The sequence below is a fragment of the Sphingobacterium puteale genome, assembly GCF_003627955.1.
Lineage (GTDB): Bacteria > Bacteroidota > Bacteroidia > Sphingobacteriales > Sphingobacteriaceae > Sphingobacterium > Sphingobacterium puteale.
In genome coordinates, this window is record NZ_RBWS01000001.1 from 310,109 (window position 1) to 328,258 (window position 18,150).

Sequence of the window (18,150 nt, forward strand, 5' to 3'; positions counted from 1 at the left end):
TAAAGACTATTTCAATTTAATATGTTGTAATGGATTATTTGTTCTAAAAGGTGCGGCCGGCAGGTCAGCGGTATTCACCAGGTTGGGCTGGGCAGCTTCGTCCCATCCGAACCGGATCTGACGGACCTGTTGTACCTGGTCACTTTCAAGTACGACTGTCTGTCCGTTGATAGCAGCCTGTGCTGGATAAAAGATGCCATCCTCACCCGCAACTTCAAATGATGTTAAGGGCTTACCGTCTACGGACTTTAATCCGGCAGCATGTTTCAATTTTACCCTTGCTTGTTTGCCTTGATATTTTACGGCCTCTAGTTCAGGACTATCGGCTACAATATTTTTATGATAGACATATTTTAAAGCCTTAAGGGCATGACGACGACCAATTTCCCATTTATAACTTGGATGGAGATCGTGTGGATCATCGACCAAATCCGTCGTAATGATACGTGCTGTATGCGGCAATTGTAAAACCAGATCTTGGGCTTCCCGAAATTCTGGCAACACCGTTCTCGGCATACGTACATGACCTTTTTCGTCCAGAGAATAATAAAAAGGTGCGATCTCGGTAAAATAAAACGGTAATTTGGGGTTCTCCCAAAGAGTCCGCCAATTTTCGATCAGCGCCTTCATTTTATAACTATAACTAATATTCTCTTTTAAAAAGGTATTGGATTCACCTTGGTACCAAACAAATCCTTTTAAGGTATAAGGCGCTAATGGTGCAATCATCGTATGAAAGAATTTACCGGGATCGCCTTCTTTCTTTTTATCTTTCAGATAAGGTGAACTTGCCCAATATTCTTCGGAGAACCAGGGCTCGATTCTGCTGCCGCTCACAGCTGATGAAATAATGCCTACAGGAACACCTAATTCTTGCTGTAGCGTTTTCCCGAAGAAATAGGCCGGTGCAGAAAATTGACGCAGTGCCGAATCCCGTGCTACAGCCCAGCCCTGATATTGGCCATCCGGTTTGGCCAGAAATTTTCGGCGTACTAAAAATAATCGGATATTGGGATTGTTTGCTTCGGAAACTTCGTTTTTAGGGAAATAGGTACCTCTCAACGGAGTTTTTACCTTCTCAATTTTACGCATTTGGTATTCCATATTCGATTGGCCCGAGCACAACCATACTTCACCGACCAAAACATCTTTAAGTTCGATCGTATTGTTTCCCCTGATGGTCAACGTCTGTCCAACCGCATTAGCCGGCATGGCTTTTAGTTCAACTTTCCAACGACCATTTTGATCGGCTTCTGTCCTCTTCAACTGGTTTTGAAAAGCTACGCTTACCTGCTCGCCAGGGCTCGCTGAACCAAAAATGGCGACTGGCTGGTTGCGTTGCAAAACCATGTGATTGGCAAAAATATTGGGCAATATAACATTCGCCTTTGCCGAAAAACTGGCCGCCAATAAAACAATATGTACAATAAACCCTCTCATTTATTTTACTTTTTCCGCTTTCAGCGAAGTAATCTGATAAATGGCTTCTTTTACCGAAGCTCCCGCATTTTCGACATCAAAGTCCTGATCTGTTTCCGTATCCGCATTGGGAAACCTTCTGACATCGCCCGTACGGAACGACACTTTGCTCACATTACTTACCGGTTGGAAAAATAACTTTGTCCCTTTATCCTCTCCGTTAATGGCAACTTGATAAGAGCGGGTGCTCACATCGAAAGTCAATGCAAAGTGATAAGTTTTTCCCTCCTCATATTTCGTCAACGAAGCATTTCGGTACCCGGCTTTATTTTTTATAATGCCATCTTTATCCATGATAATTCTCGCGGCTGCTACCCCCCTATTATTCACTAACTCAATCTGTAAAGAGCCGTGATCATTTTGTTGTGGCGTTACGGTAAATTCAATGGTGCCTTTTTGCGCCGATTGAATCACACGATCTGCCTTCGCATAGTCGAAAGGATCTTTATCACGCAAAACCAACGCTTTTCCTTCAACCTTGGCACTTGCCCACAATGGACTATAAATGTTCCAGTTGTTATAGGCTTGTCCTGCATTTTTCGCGAAATTATCATTCACGGCCTCATCTACGGTAGACTTGATCGGAACGGGTACAACAGCAGTCCAAATATCTTCTTTATTCATGCTGTAGGTCAACCACATGTTGTTATCGGGAGCCACGCCATTGCCTTCGACAATACCACGGACATATTGCGGTCCATAAGACTTATAGTTACCGCCATAACGCATCGTGGTGATCTCTCCGTTGACCAATAACAAATCAGTGTAATTCAAGCCATCATTACTGGTTGATACGGCCAAAGGCCATCTGAATTCGGAAGGATTATACACCGTTGCATAACGTCCATCAGCGGTCTTTTGCCCCCAGATCTTTGCATTGCTGTTCACGAAACCCGGCGCGCGCAACGGTGAATATTGCCAGGTCTTTCCATTGTCCTTGCTCATCGATGTCAACGCATGCTTCCATAAACCGACGACCCTTCCATCATTGAGATGATAAAAGGAAAACGCTTTTACCGGACGTTGCAAAGGAATTAACGGATCGTTTCGGTCGGACTCCTCTACCCATTGTTGCATCATTAGCGGCGTGCCTAGCAACTCGTCACAAGCTTGTACAAAGGCCTTATCCTGGCTCTTTTTATAAAAAGGATATTTGGCACCCTTCTCGTCGAAAGAGGCATTGAAGTGAATAAAATAGATTGGCCCAAAGCTACCATCTTTGTGGATCTCCCGGACGACACGTCCAAGACCATTCCCATCATTTGGATCGTCCTTGGCATCCAGTGCGACACCGTAATAAGCAAGCGTCAACAGTTTATCATTCTTTGCATGATAAAAACCCATACGTTGGTGCATGATCGCATACAGGTTTTTTCCGGCTTTATCGGTACGTCCCGGCTTGGTAAAACCTTCCGGAACCAGATAAGTCGGGAATAAATCCGTTGGATTAGACCAATTGCGGCCATCTTTTGACGTCAGCAACAATGTTTTTCCTTCCGCGATATGCTCGCCCACGGGATTGCTCAGAAACTGTAAATAATAAGTATTGTTCCAATACGCCAAAAAAGGTTGGTGGTTATACGTAAAGTTGTGTCCGCCTGCTAATTCAGGGAATTCCCTATTTGCTCGAAACACCTGGATATTGTGCGTACCCACAGCAGGTGTAAGCTGCCCGTGGTGATAGTCTACATTGGATAATGTCTTTCCTATATACCTTACCGTATCTTGCTGTGCTACCACCTGTTGCACGACAGCAGCCAACGATAGACTGACTAATACTGATTTGATCATCATATTATTTCTTTTTGGCTTCCTCCCGAAGCAAATTTTTTAAATCTTTATTGGACGCTTTGAAGATCGTTCCATGTTTATGCCCTTCTGGCAGGGAAATCATGTCGTTGATTTTTTCGAAGACCTTGAAATCTTTGGTGGACACAGCCTCATAGCTTTTAGTGCCATAAGAGTCGAAATAGATCAACCACTGATCCTTGACTTTAAGCACCGCAGGTCCCTCACTTAAATACGGGGAGAAAGGCTCAGAGATCTGCTTAAATGGCCCCAACGGATTTTTCGCAAAGGCCACCTTTAGATTCCGGTTGGGCCGCGTATTATCCTTTAATACAAGCACATAATCATTTTCCGCCTTCTTGACAATGACCGCATCAATGATACTAAAGCCCGGATCGCTAAATAATTTCGTCTCTGTAAAGGATTTAAAATCCTTGGTTGTCGTATAGTACATGCGGTGATTGTTTTTCTCCTCTTCCACACCTTTCGCAAAGCGGTAAGGAATGGTGGAGGCCCAAATAATAATAAATCGGTCTTCTACATCATCATAAAATAACTCAGGCGCCCAGACATTGACGGTATTTGCTTCTTGTTGCATCACTGGAACGATCTGTTGATTTTCCCAATGGATCAGGTCTTTCGAACGGGCATAACCAATGCCCTCATTTCCCTGCCAGCCAATAGTCCATACCAGATGATAAATTCCTTTTTTATCCCGGATCATCGACGGATCGCGCATGATTTTCTGTTTTCCTAATTCCGGCTTTAAATACACCCCGTTAATCGCATTCCAATGGTATCCATCTTTGCTATACAGATAGCGCAAACCTTCATTGGCCGGTTCGTGGAACGAGGTAAATAGGTAAACATCCCGCTGACAGGAAGCCAAGAGCGATACCACACTAAATAAAATAAACAATTTGACCAAATTCCTCATTAAATGCTATCTAAGATCAATACCCAGTCGTTTCCGTCCTTTTGTCCTCCCTCAGGCACAAAAGTTTGTATACCCTTGTTTTCAAATTCCCCGATTACCTTGGTCGATCCATTCCGAGGGTCAAACCAGGAAGCTTTTACTTTGTACCCGTTGATTTTTCCCATATTAATTTTCATTTCCCTACCATTGTAATTGTAGATAAATGCATATTCCGATGTTCTTGTTGCGAGTAAACGATTGTATTTCTCGCCATTATCCGCAATTAAAGACTGATCTGGAACACGATCAAAGTAATTGTCTTTGGAAAGCATAAGTTCTTTTAAGTACTTCATCTGAGCAGCACCAGGTGCATTGATAGCCGAACTCCATACTTCATCCGAACCATAGGCCGAAGTGGAGTCTTGCTTTCCATGCATCTGCATGACCGAGTTCTGTCCGTAGGTATACCCAAATGCCCCAGCAAATACAGACCAGTATCCGTATCGTCTTACGTCGGCATCGCTCCAGCGTGGCTGAGTAATGTCGTGTAATCCCTGTGGGATGTCTTCATAAGAGGGTTCGCCGTCTATCGTTGGCTTGAAGGGCTTCATATCCCAGTCGGCTGCCATAAACTTCCAGTTATCCTCACCATAATGTTTCTGTTCATTCGCGGAAGTGTCCTGAGCATAAGTACGGTGTCCCGATTGTACCATGTTGAAATCTAGCCAAGGTCTATCGTGGAACCAATCCGAAGAAGCCGTTCGTCCTCTAGGATGAAAAGTCATTAAATGGTTATGATCGATGGATTTTATTGTTTGGCCGATTTTCTCCCACACTTCCATCTTATCGGATCCCTTGATATCACCCCCATTCAACCAAATGATATTCGGACGGTCTTTCCACCTTTCCGCAAGAAACGTGGCATATTTTTCTGCTTGCTCAACTGACACTTTTCCATCCTTCACCGGTGATCCCCAAACCGGGACCAAAGCAACGTAGAGTCCTTTTTCAGCTGCCTTATCAATAATGTAATCGACATGATCCCAATAATCATACGCTGTTGCATTATCCGGATTGTTCCCTTCGGTCACCAGCGGTCTCGAAATATCTTTGTTGACAAGCGAAGAATCACCATAACTATTTACCGAAGGAACCGTATGCAGGACCATGGCCTGGATGACATTGAAACCTTTTTGTTTTCGATCTTCCAGGTATTGATCAGCTTCGGATCGGTTGAGTTTATTAAACAATAACCAACCTGTATCACCCAACCAAAAAAAGGGTTGTCCGTCTTTGGTCATCATATATCTGCCATTTTCCGATATCTTCAATAATGTAGTATGCTTTGACTCCTTATTGGACGCACATGAAAAAAGCGCTCCTACGACTGTAAATAGTATAAGTTTCTTACGAATAGACATGTTGTTATTTCTTATTTAGCCAAATAATTTCTGGCCCTTTTGTATAATTGCTTAAATTAATGTGCTTGCCCAAATTGATCTGCTCGATTTTGGTAATCGCTCCGTTTTTCGGATTAATATGTGTCATTTCAAAACGTCCTTTATAATCAGATAAGTCAATGTCTTCACCTATAGCTTGCTCGCTATAAATAATCAATCCTTGTGCGCTCTTTAATAGCCACGTACCTTTGTTGATTTGTACAGCTTTCATAGTCGATGCCGCACGGTAGAAATCATTGTTCCCTATTTTAGGTAAGTTGGCCATAGAACCGCCGGCCATAAACGAGGCCCAGGCCATCGTTGGGTAGTTGTCCGCAAAGTATAACACTGCTTTATCTGGATATCTTGTACGGTACTCGGATACTGCTTTATAAACGGCCTCCATCGATGTTTTCTTTGGCTTCAACAATCGTGCATGCTGACGTGGTGCCAGATTTTGTCCCCCTTGAGGTGCATAGGTCTTTCCATCGGCTTGGTAGTGCCAGTAGCGGATGTCAATGATCTGAATTTCTTTGGACCGCTCTGAATCGGCGAGTATTGCATCCTGCACATCTTTCGTTGCACTCAAACCAATAATTGGATTTTTGCCCGTCTCAGCCTTCCATTCTTTGATCACATCGATCCAAAACTGAACGAAATGCAACGGTCCAGTATATTCGGCACTGATCATCTGAATAACTCCTGAGTTGTCTTTAAAGTTATCTAAACATTGACGGATGTATGCGCGGTGTAATGCCCGACGAACAGGATTACTGATATCATAGAACTGCTCGGCCATGAAAATACGTTTGTTTCCGGCATAAGGAACAGGCTCTGGAAATCCCACATTGTTAATATTATTGGCGGTCCGCCATGGAAAGTCCGCATAATGCGCACCGGCTTCGATAATATTATGCTGGAAATAATTTTGGTGAATCAAGACTAAACCTTTTTGGTCGGCTAGATCTGCATATTGTTTCAGGCGTTCCCAATAAAATTTGTTATACTTGGTCAAATCATACTTAGATAGGCCGTCATAGGCTAGCCCTTGGCCACTACGCGCAAAGGGCAGTTCATAAAACGGCGGCCACACTTCCCCATTGATCCGACGAATACGTTCGTGATCATCACGTCTCCGATCGTACCAAAGTCCGTAATTATGATCAATAGCGATAATATTATCTTTTTTTAATGAATCCGTCATCTCCTCAAGATCGTCCGTCAACCCCGCGCCAACCTCTCCAGGCACATAGCGCGTGATATGTGGTTTAGCTTTTTCAGCACCATGCGGTCGAGCGCTACCACTCCACCAGGGAACATCCGATTTGGTCCCTACGAGTATTTCATCACCACGTACCAACCAACCGTTTTCGACACGCATATCGGCTTGTTTTTTTGCTGGGGTAGTCTCTTTATAGCCGATCTGATCGATGGTTTTTACATTTGCTGTCGTATTTAAGGAATAACGATTACCGGCTTCTACAATAAAGTCAACCAGTTTTGCCATGGGGTTTTCAGACTGACGTGTCAGCTCCATGGCAACACTGACAGGAGGGCTACTGGATGCTTCGGTCAGCACTGGCAACAGTACTGCGCGTTCATCAGCAGCTAGGCCAATTCTTTCCCGTAGCTGCGCATAATACAAGCTTTTGGGCTTGATGTATTCGTTAGATTGCTCCCAATAGCCGTTTCCCTGAAACTGGGACCAAATGCCAAAGGCCCAGTTCTGCGCCGTTGGCGGTTGGTAACACTCAACAAGCCCCGCTGTAGATTGCCAAAATACGCTATTTGCCGCTGACCAGCCCGCGCCTTGACCATCTTGACCTCGGTTTTTATAACTTAGTGCCTGCGCATCTATATCTGCATTGTCAAAAAGAACTCCCGACGCCCAGCTGTCTATTCCACCACTGAAACTGAAAGGCTCTACTGCTTGACATTGGACAAAAGCATTTGGGCCTGCTGCCAGGTAGCCTACCGCGAAATCGTGATATCCATGTTCGGAATAGAGCCGTTGAAACAAAGTCTGCTGACCCTTTGTAAAAAAAGTATATCTTCTTTGCCCACCAATTTCCGAAACCGGATCCCGGGAAATACAATCTTCAACGGTTAATTTCTTCGTGCTTGCCAAAGCGTAAACAGCTGATCCTGCAAAATGCCGGAACTCCATGCGACGAACCCAAACGTTTTCTGCATTTTCAATCGTAATTGCCATCCAGCGATGGTCTTCGTCTTTTGGGTTATTCGCATCGAAGGAAGATCTAAGTGCAATGTTTTCTATACCTACATTTTCGATTCTTCCTTTCCAAGTATATTGTTCAACTGTAGCTTGGCCATAACGTCTATCCAATGCTGTTGTAATTGGCGCATCGATCTCGATACGATTACCTTTCACAGCAACAATCGTTCTATCCCAGGTAACATCGCGTTGCCCGGGCTTCCAGCCTAAGGAGGTAATGCCACCACCAAAATGATCGGTACCAAGCTGATTAATCCAGTCTTGGGTAGAAGGTCTTGTAATCCTAATTTTATCTCCAGCTTTATAGGAAGCTGCATGATCAATATCCAATACCCGCGCGTTGACAGGGACATAAGAACTTGTTACGTTTGTCTTTTTCGCAAATGTGATATCGTCTTTTCCAAGAATACGGATGAGTGTTTCTCTTGTTGTCCCCTCACCAACGATGGCGGTTCCATTTTTTGTGAAGCCGCTGCCACGCAGAATTACACCTGAGGCACTTAATTTAAGGGAACCGGAAACAGCATAAGTTCCGGCTTGTAAGAGAACTGCACCGCGCAGCCCATCTTTACCTAAAGGCAAGGATGCGACATAGTCGATTGCAGCTTGTATACGTTGTGTCGCATCTCCTGTTTTTACAGGAACGACAACAGCAATCTGCGCTGTAGGAATAGCTTCGTTCCCCCCTTTGTATCCTGCATAGGAAAAGTCAGGAATTTGGTTTCCAAGCGAATCTGCATGGTAAACGAACTTTGACTCATCCCATACCAAAGGAGTATATGCCTTCATTTGTTGTGCATGTGCAGTACAGATAAAGGCATATAGTCCGAGACAAGAAAAGAACAGCATTCTTTTTCTCATGGTTATTTCTTACTTTTTGGGCACGACTGCATCTAGTGCAACAACCCCATTTAAATAATTCTCAATATTGGCATAGCCATTTTTAGCTATTTTTCTTGAATCACTTGGATCATTTGGATTCAATCCCATCTTTTTCTCTACATCATCCGGAATACCATCATTGTCTGCGTCCTGGTAAGGTACTCCCTGATAAGCCGGATAGCCACCTACCTGTGCGATATCAGATATAATCCCCTGCTTGTAAGAATCCGCTGGCAAACGTCGTTTCACATAAGCCGATACAAATCCATGCTGCGTCTTATCTTGATTGTAGTAAACCTTATTCTCAGCAACTTGCTTTATAATCCGTGTATCCACTGCATCTTGCTTTGGCAAAAATGCGCCTACATTTTTAAGTACATAGTTGTAAGCATCTTGTGCGGATAGTGTTGTAACGGGTGCCATTGGAAAAGGTTTATCCACCCGAATTTCTTTTTCGCGGCCGCCAACATTCGGTAGATCTTCAATCTGGATACCTCCAGCCCAATTGTCTTTAGTTACTTTTGAGAAACCCTCTACTACATTTCCATGCGCATACACCTTCCCATACTGATCTTTAAACGCCTTATCTCTTCCAGACTCTGGTTTTAAAATCCGGTATGCAATCGGCTTATCTTTTGGTGTAATGGGGCCAGGTTTATAGTAATTATTGATAAAATTAAATAACGACCTATTATCACCACCATCAGCACTTCTATTCCACCAATTCCAAATAACATTATTGACAAACCCGAAATCGCCATACATTCCTATGGAAGGATTCCGGCTGATATTTGAGGCCCAGAGATTACGCATAAAGGTGCTATTCAAGCCGCCTATTGTACTTCCAAAAGCGTGGTTGTACGCATCCAATGCTTCAGAAAAAATAGAATTTTGTATCGTAATATTGACGGTAGGTAATTTGAGGTTCTTACCTTCCCGGTCGTATACATGCCGATAGATCGACATATTTTCATCCAAGCCCCAGCTTGCAGATACATGGTCAATCATAATATTGCCGACTACATTTCCTCCTACAGCATCGTCACGGCGTGTTACATCGGTTTGCCCACGACGTAAACGCAAAAACCGCAGGATAACATCATGCGTATCAATTAGAAAAGATTCTCCGGCCACACATACCCCATCGCCAGGGGCTGTTTGTCCAGCAATCGTGATATAGGGAGCCTTAACGACAATCGGTTTCTCGAGTTGAATAATTCCGGCAACATTAAATACGACAATGCGTGCGCCACCGGCCTCACAGGCCTCTCTCAGTGTACCTGGACCGCTATCAGCTAAACTTGTGACCACAAAAACTTTTCCGCCTCGCCCTCCAGCAGTAAAAGCACCGCCGCCTTCAGCACCGGGGAAAGCTTTTATTTTTGACTGCGGTAGATCTTCAGGTTTAGCAGCCCAAGGAATATAGGGTTTACCTTCTTTCTTAATAACTTGCTGTGCTTCCGCCCAAACTTTCTCTAAACGTATATTTTCCTCATTTTCCCGCTCAGCAGCCATTTTCTTTAGCGAATCTGGAATAACTGGATATTGCGCCAATGTAGCTATTGGGCTTATTAGGCCCAATAGTAACACGGTATTCCGATTAAATAATGATTTCATATGTAAATGGTTAACCTAAGCCCGCAAGCTCAGTTATTTTTATATATAAATACCCTAGCTTATTTGATTCTTTATCTGTCACCTAACCAGTGGCATTCCAGGGCAATTACTTTGCAGCGAGTTTATTAAGATATATTTCGATGTTTGCGTAACCTGATTCGGTAATTTTTGCTGAATCACTTGGATCATTTGGATTCAATCCCATTTCTTTTTCTACCGCATCCGGAATACCATCATTGTCCGAATCCTTATATGGTGTACCTTTGTAGACGGGATAACCGCCTACTTGGGAAATATCCGTAATAATGCCAATCTTATAGGAGTCTTTTGGTAATCGTCTATGTTCAAAATCTTTTTCAGGCAGCTTCACGTTGCTTAATAACTTCACCGGTTTACCATTTTTCACATCACCAATAACACGTGTATCGACAGGATCTCTTTTTGGTAAGGTCGCACCTGCGTGATCAAGTACATAACCATAGGTCTCTTGTGCAGTCATCACTGGGAAATTAGCATGCGGAAAAGCTTCCTTGGCACTCATTGCCGCAAAGTATGGTTGAGCTTCTTCGTAAGTCATCGCATCGCCTTTTTTATTTTCCAACTGTATTCCCCCATCCCAGTTATTTGAAGTTACTTTCGCATTGCCTTCCACAATATTGCCTTTAACATGCGCACGACCAAATACAACATAGGATAATTTACTTCTACCTGATTCAGGCTTTAAAATACGGTAGCTGACAGGTTGACCCAACGGAGTTGCAGGGCCTGGCTTAAAGTAATTGTTGACAATATTGTATGTCGCTTGGTAATCACCACCATCAATTGAGCGGTGCACCCAGTTGTAGACAACATTATTGTAAAAGTTGAACAAACCATTCCAACCAATAGATGGGTTACGGGCTGCGTTATTCGCCCAGAGATTGCGCATAAAGGTACAATTCTCTCCACCTAAAGTACTCCCAAACGCATGGTTCCATGTATCCAGTGCTTCTGAGAAAATAGAATTTTGAATGGTAATATTTACGGTACCACGTTTTTCTTCTGCTTTACCGGTGCTATCATTATACATATGACGGTACATGGACATATTTTCATCCAATCCCCAACTTGCCGACACGTGGTCTATCATAATATTTCCTACCGGATTACCACCGATCGCATCGTCTCGACGTCCGACATAAGTTTCACCGCGTCTAAATCGCATATGACGGATCAAGACATCGTGTGTATTGATCCAAACAGATTCACCAGCTACGCACACACCATCGCCCGGAGCAGACTGTCCTGCAATGGTCACATAAGGAGCACGAATAATTAAGGGGGTCTTTAAACGAATAATGCCTGAAACGTTAAATACAATAATACGTGGGCCGCCTTTTTCGCAAGCTTCCCGTAATGAGCCGGGGCCATTGTCTTCTAAGCTTGTGACCACATACACTTTACCGCCACGGCCACCAAAGGTAAATTTACCGCCACCTTCAGCTTCTGGGAAAGCCAAAATCTTAGCTTGTGGGAGATCATCAGGCCGTCCTGCCCATGGAATATAAGGTTTACCTTGTTTTGCGTATTCTTCTATGACAGGCAGGGCTTTTTGCCAAGCTTCATCCGATTGTTTGGTCGCTTTACGCATCAGCTCATCTGTATTCTTCTTAACGTCTTCTGGAATTTTGGGATACTGACAAAATGCGATTGATGTAATGAGACTCAACAATGCTGTCAGCGTTATTTTATGTAACATGTTTATCTAGTTAGTAGGATTTATAATTTCTATTTCAAATATATGTCAATAGTACATTTATCAAAAGCAATGTATGTCACAATTCACATACATTGCCTTAATATTTTTTACAAAAAAACTATTTTAAAGGATCAAAAGTTCCTGCTCCATTCATGCTATCCCAACCAGTAGTTTGTTGTAAATAAGGTGAAGTAGATAAGATTGTTTGATTTAATCCGAAGAAGTAATATTCCGTATACCATCTAAATTTCCAAGGAATATTTGTCGGATCTAAATCATCTTTTTCGGCAATTACAAAATAATTATCATACAGGTAATCCAAATACTGGTCCTGATTTGCAATCCCATCAGGATAAGTTGCGGGTTGGCGTTCGACGACAGGAACACTTGAGCCATTTCGAACCAACGGATCTGAAGCACCGGTATATTCCATGCCATTGTTTTTCACTGTAATTAATAAGCCTGTTCTTCTTGTTCCATTTAATGGTTTTACACCAATACGTTGGGCGGTAGGTGAATCCTCTTCAAAAAGCTTCCAACGTCTCAGGTCATAAAATCGTTTACCTTCATACGCTAATTCTAATTTACGTTCATTAAGCACTGCGCCGAAAAGTTTATTTCGGTTTCCGCTGATACTACTTAAACCATAAGATCCATCCTTATTTTCCAGACCTGCACGTGCCCTGATATCAGTAATACCTTTCAAACCTTCCATCAATTTGTCCGCACCAATAGCCGATTCCGCTAAATTCAATACTACTTCCGCAAAACGCATTTCCATATAATCTGTACCACTTTGCTGAAATCCGGCTGCGGCATTTGATGTACCCGACGCTGCAGGATCAGATCCTTTACGCAAATAGATACCACTTGAGTTAGAGCCTCTCGTTTCCGTGGAGACATACGCCCCCTTATCATTTTTCCAATAGTAGGTCCATTGGCGATAGTTTGTTCCGTTCGCATACGGGAATAAAGCGCCATTATACACGAAAGTCTTTGTAAACCGCGGATCTCTATTTTTATAAAATTTCTTCGCATCGTATGGGTAACTTGAGGTTGGATCATCAATATTTTTACCATCCAACATAGGAAAAGCATCAAAGATCTGCTTAGTTGGAGAAATTGATCCCCCACCAGAAAGTTCCCTAGGTCTGATCGCCTGCTCCCAACCATTATTCTTTACAGCGGTGGATGTCGCTGCCGCATTATTAAATCCATAAACTATTACCGCCTCAGGATTGTCCACCTCTTTCAAAAACATGTCTCCCCAAGCTTTACCATTAGCTTCTCCACCAGTTTTGAACAACCCAAAACCATTCTGTTCTAATAGGGCTTTTGCTTCAGTATTTGCTGAATATGCTGCTTCCCAGCGATCACGCGAATCATTCGGATTAAATTGTGGGCTAGCATAAGTTAACAAAACCCGTCCTTTCAAAGCCGCCGCTGCGCCACTAGTAATCCGACCCCAATTTCCAGCGTCCCACTTCCCGGGCAATAGGCTTTTCGCCAAATCTAAATCTTTTACAATCTGTGCAATACATTCCGATGTCGTACTACGCGGAATAGAATTTGTTTCATTTTCACCTACAATTGGTACTTGCGGTTCCAATATCAGAGGAACACCTCCATACATCCTTACAAGTTGAAAATATTGGAAAGCGCGCCAAAAATAGAGCTGCCCCTTCATCTTATTACGGCTAGCCTCATCAATACCATAAAGATCGATCTTGCTTAAAAAAAGATTAATTTCTTTCATTCGAGTCCACACGTTATTGCCGATATTGGCACTCATTCGTTGACCAAAATACTTATTAGCATGATTATTGATATAAGAAATAGAATTCCACTGCTTATTGAAATCAGTCTCACCAGCTAACTCGTCAGTCGTTTGTGTGAAAACATTGTTATATGTACCGTTTTCTGCAGCATCCATTGTTGCCACGAAAGATTGTGAATTATTTGCTGGCAAAAATAATCCGTATACGTAATCTACATACGCTTGAGCCAATACCGGATCCTTAAACACATCATCGCCGTTTACTGCTGTAAAGTCTTTTTTATCCTCTAAGAAATTGTCCCTACAGCTCTGGTTTGTTAAAACTAAACAAGCCAGCATTATATTTAAAATCGTTATTTTTTTCATCGTAATCTTATAAAGTCACGTTAACACCAAAAGAATAAGTCCTCAAATTCGGATAAACATCCCAAGCCGATCCATTCCCATCTTTATAACTGTATGGATTATAGATAGACATTGGATTCATTGCACTTAAGTATACTCTAGCATTTGACACTCGCAAGTACTGTGTAATTCTCTCAGGTAACTTGTAGCCTACATTAAAGCTCGCCATGCGCATGCGAAAGGCTGAAACAGTCCAGAAACTGGAAGGCTGATTGTAAATACTTGACCATTGCGGATTCGGCATAGTTCCTGTCGGGTTCAAAACAGGGTCGTATACATCTCCCCAAATGACAGGAAGATTGGTATACACACGGGAAATATCATTATTAAGTTTATTACGCTCTGTGATCTCTGAATAACCTCCGAATGACCCTGTAATAACAGCCTCTGCAGTAAGCCCCTTATAACCAACCCTTAAGGTTGTACCTAATGTATAATGATTATCTTTACGCTTAGCCAATTGAATCAGATCATTATCGTTAATGATACCATCAGGCTCTGCAAAAGTACCATCTGCCTGAAGAGCTCCTCGCACATCTCGATAATATAGCATTCCCGGTCTCAATTTATCAACAGATTGATCAAATACTTGCGTAATATTATACTGACTTACATAGTTGTCGATATCCGCTTGAGTCTTGAACATTCCTAAATAATCGTATCCCCAAGCCCCGAGGTCAGAAGATGCATTAGGTCTCGGTTTCCAAGGATATAACATATCGATATCATTAAAATTACCCTGAATTACCCTTCCATCAGACCAAGAAAAACGTGTGCTAATTCCGTAGCTAAAGTCATTAACTTTATCTTGCCAGCCCAATTCAAACTCTATTCCATAATTATTCTCTTTCCCAAAATTTTCAGCAGCAACCGATCCCCCTACTGTAATTGGGATATTACCTGTACGTTCGATCAAAGCATCATGACCTTTGTAATAAAATCCTTCGATAGTCGCTGATAGGCGGCTACGTAAAAAACGAGCATCAATTCCAACATTGTTTTTATACTCCGCGCTCCAAGTAGCGTCGCGATTAGGACTTTTCTCCATTTTCATACCAGTCGTTGCACCGCTATTTCCGCCAAACACAGCACCTTTACCTGTCTGATAGCTATAGCGTTGTAACCAATTCCAAAGTGGGATTTTATCACTACCCAATTTTCCATGCGAAAATCGTAATTTCAAGAAATCCACACCATTCACTTTAAAGAAGTCTTCTTCACTAATGACCCAACCTGCAGAGATATTATAAAAATTTGCCCAATAGTTTTCTGGAGCAAATTTTGTAGAGGCATCCGAACGAAACAACACTTCTGCTAAATACTTTTCTCCATACCGATAGTTAAGACGGCCTACATAGCCTAAAGTACCGGACTCGTAAGCGGCTGTACGCCCATCGACAGCTCCAAACGCAGTACCAAATTGTCCATTCGTGTTCGCAAGTGGATCATCTTTCCAAACATCTTCCTGCGAACTATTAGCTTCTCCTTTTTCTATCGAAAACAAGCCCGAAAAAGTGTGTTGTTTCCATTTCTTATCATATATTGCAGTAAAATTTGCCTGATAATTATTACCATTCGAATTTGAAAAATAAACACGATTACCATTGCTAAAAGTTGCAGCAACGGGATTGGTACCGAGGTCGTAAATATGACTATTATCTCCTCCATTGGTAAATGTATATGTTTGATATTTGGTTCCGACCTGCGTACCGCGTGAACTTGTAAAGTTTCTAGCATAAGATCCACGTAATACCAAACCTTTTAACCATGGTGCCTGATATTCTCCACTCAAGTTAACGCCAAACTGTCTAGAATCCGAGGTTGCCAAGTTATTTAATTTCTGTAACTCAAAGAAATGGTAAGCAGATAAATCCCCCGAGGTTCCGGGCAATCTTGCAGGGAGTCCATTTACATAGGCAGGAACATAAGGAGAAGCCAATAATAAGTTTCGATAATCGTTATCATCATTTTCCCCACCAATTTTATTAAAGGTTTTTTGTAAGTCTCCCACGTTTCCAAAAACCTGAATAGCAGCCTTGAAATTACTAGCCACTTGAATATCGCTTCCAGCCCTAAAATTCCAGCGATCATAGTCTAAAGTGGATAGATTACCATTCTGTTTGTTATAAGCAACATTTGCAAAATAGGTAGCTTTATCTGCTCCGCCCGAAATATTCAGGGAATGTTTGGTCAAATAGCTGGACTTCCAAGCATCATCGAGCCAGTTGTAGGAATGATTTTTGAAATAATCCAATTCATCTTGTGAGAAAAATGCTTTTTCAAAACCAGGCCTTGAAGGATCGGTATTATTTCCGTTCGGCCCATTCATAATATTAAAATACATCCCATACTGATAGGCATTCATGACTTTTGTCCGATAAGCCTCATCATTGATGGCATAAGAACCGTTATAACTAATTCTCGGCGCACCAATTTTGCCTCGTTTGGTTGTGATTAGGATGACACCATCGGCAGCGCGTACCCCGTACACAGCTGCTGCACCATCCTTCAATACAGAGATACTCTCAATTTCAGACGGATCCAAGTTATTGAATTGCGTAGCGTCAGGCTGATTTTGTCCATTGACCTGAATTACTCCGTCGATAACATACAGTGGTTCAGAAGTTCCTCCATCTTTACCGGCGGCCATACTTCTTCTTACCCCCAGGGTAGCTTTTGAGCCAGGTCTCGATACACCGCCACTGACATTTACCCCCAATAGCCGACCAGCTAATCCAGCTGCCACATTCGTAGATGGCAGATCTTCTATCTCTTCCGCTTTAATTGCCACGACAGAGCCTGTTAAATGTGCTTTTTTCTGCGTGGTGTAACCAACAGCAACTACCTCTTCGAGTTCCTGACTTTCGGCTTCCATGCGTATATTCAATACATTCTGGTTTCCAACGGGGATTTCCAGTCTTTTATAACCAACAAAATTGAGTACCAAAATCTCGTTTCCAACAGGCAGGTTCAGCCTAAATGTACCATCTGCATCTGTTGAAGTCGCCGTCTTTGATCCTTTAATGGAAATCGTTACTCCGGCAAGCGGTTTTCCATTTTGATCAACAACCTTTCCTGTTATATTTTTAAAAAAGTTTAAATTGTGTTCACTTAGATTTACTCCATAGGAGTATGACGGAATGATCCCGCCAGTCATTATTCCAATAGCCAGCAGTTGTGCTAACCTTTTAGAGGATTTACTCGGGAATATGAGCTGATTCATAATTTGGGTATTAATTTGTTTTATTGGGTTATTTTTTTAATCTCGCGGCCCATTTATCGCCTTCTTCCTTTAGGTTATAGCCATGGGACGCTAAATAGTTATTGATTTTGCCTTTATATTTACCGAACCAAGCGTGCTTTTTTTCTGAAGATTCAGCCTGCATTGCAAAATCCCGTGCTTCATACAGCAAACTGTCGATCATATGCACTTCGTCTTTTGTAAGCCGCGGAATCATATCCTGGTAGGCTCTCACCGTATTTGGATAGACATTATAGGTCATGCCGTTTTTAACCGCCTCAACTTCCGGCTCTGTTAAAACCTCTTTTAGCCGTTTTACAAACGCCTGATTTAAATTGCTGGTTTCCTGCAGCGTCTCCTGCGTGATTTGCTCTTTTAGACTCTTATCGGTATTCTCCTTGATTTTTAAATCACGAAGTGTATAACAAGCGTTTAAAAGATAATACTGGTCACGGATAATGTGAGCTGCTTTTTCTTGTTTGGCCTGATCTTGTAACGCTAATTTCGCGACAATTTTTTCTGACCGATCGGTGATGGTTTTCCAATAAGTGTCTTCTGTCTGACTAAATGTCATAGATACACTTAAAAATAAAAACATAAGTAATGCAAAACGTTTCATAGGCATGAATAGT

At 42.3% G+C, this 18,150-nt stretch carries 10 protein-coding genes; all 10 read right to left on the minus strand.

The window, feature by feature from the left end; genetic code table 11:
- Nucleotides 1–6: 6 nt before the first annotated feature.
- Nucleotides 7–1,440, minus strand: a complete 1,434-nt coding sequence (locus D7322_RS01135; protein ID WP_121120639.1) for a sialate O-acetylesterase — start codon at nt 1,438–1,440, stop codon at nt 7–9.
- The gene (locus D7322_RS01140; protein ID WP_121120640.1) at nt 1,441–3,273 is read right to left on the minus strand and encodes an exo-alpha-sialidase; all 1,833 of its coding nucleotides are present in this window, start codon (nt 3,271–3,273) and stop codon (nt 1,441–1,443) included.
- 1 nt (nt 3,274) lies between these two features.
- Nucleotides 3,275–4,204: a glycoside hydrolase family 43 protein gene (locus tag D7322_RS01145; protein WP_121120641.1), complete on the minus strand. Its 930-nt coding sequence runs from the start codon at nt 4,202–4,204 to the stop codon at nt 3,275–3,277.
- On the minus strand, nt 4,204–5,604 hold the full coding sequence (locus D7322_RS01150; RefSeq protein WP_121120642.1) for a glycoside hydrolase family 140 protein: 1,401 nt from the start codon (nt 5,602–5,604) through the stop codon (nt 4,204–4,206). Before D7322_RS01150 ends, D7322_RS01145 begins: the two co-directional genes overlap by 1 nt.
- Before the next feature lie 4 nt (nt 5,605–5,608).
- Nucleotides 5,609–8,719: a DUF6298 domain-containing protein gene (locus D7322_RS01155; RefSeq protein ID WP_183078574.1), complete on the minus strand. Its 3,111-nt coding sequence runs from the start codon at nt 8,717–8,719 to the stop codon at nt 5,609–5,611.
- Between the two features lie 9 nt (nt 8,720–8,728).
- Nucleotides 8,729–10,357, minus strand: coding sequence for a polysaccharide lyase (locus D7322_RS01160; RefSeq protein ID WP_121120643.1), 1,629 nt, complete (start codon nt 10,355–10,357; stop codon nt 8,729–8,731).
- A gap of 106 nt (nt 10,358–10,463) precedes the next feature.
- Nucleotides 10,464–12,095: a polysaccharide lyase gene (locus D7322_RS01165; RefSeq protein WP_121120644.1), complete on the minus strand. Its 1,632-nt coding sequence runs from the start codon at nt 12,093–12,095 to the stop codon at nt 10,464–10,466.
- A 118-nt stretch (nt 12,096–12,213) separates the two neighbouring features.
- On the minus strand, nt 12,214–14,238 hold the full coding sequence (locus tag D7322_RS01170) for a RagB/SusD family nutrient uptake outer membrane protein (RefSeq protein WP_121120645.1): 2,025 nt from the start codon (nt 14,236–14,238) through the stop codon (nt 12,214–12,216).
- A 7-nt stretch (nt 14,239–14,245) separates the two neighbouring features.
- A complete protein-coding gene (locus tag D7322_RS01175; protein WP_121120646.1) occupies nt 14,246–17,500 on the minus strand; it encodes a SusC/RagA family TonB-linked outer membrane protein in 3,255 nt (1,084 codons plus the stop codon).
- A 28-nt stretch (nt 17,501–17,528) separates the two neighbouring features.
- Entirely contained in the window at nt 17,529–18,137 is a 609-nt protein-coding gene (locus tag D7322_RS01180) for a DUF3826 domain-containing protein (RefSeq protein ID WP_183078575.1), read from the minus strand.
- Nucleotides 18,138–18,150: the final 13 nt, after the last annotated feature.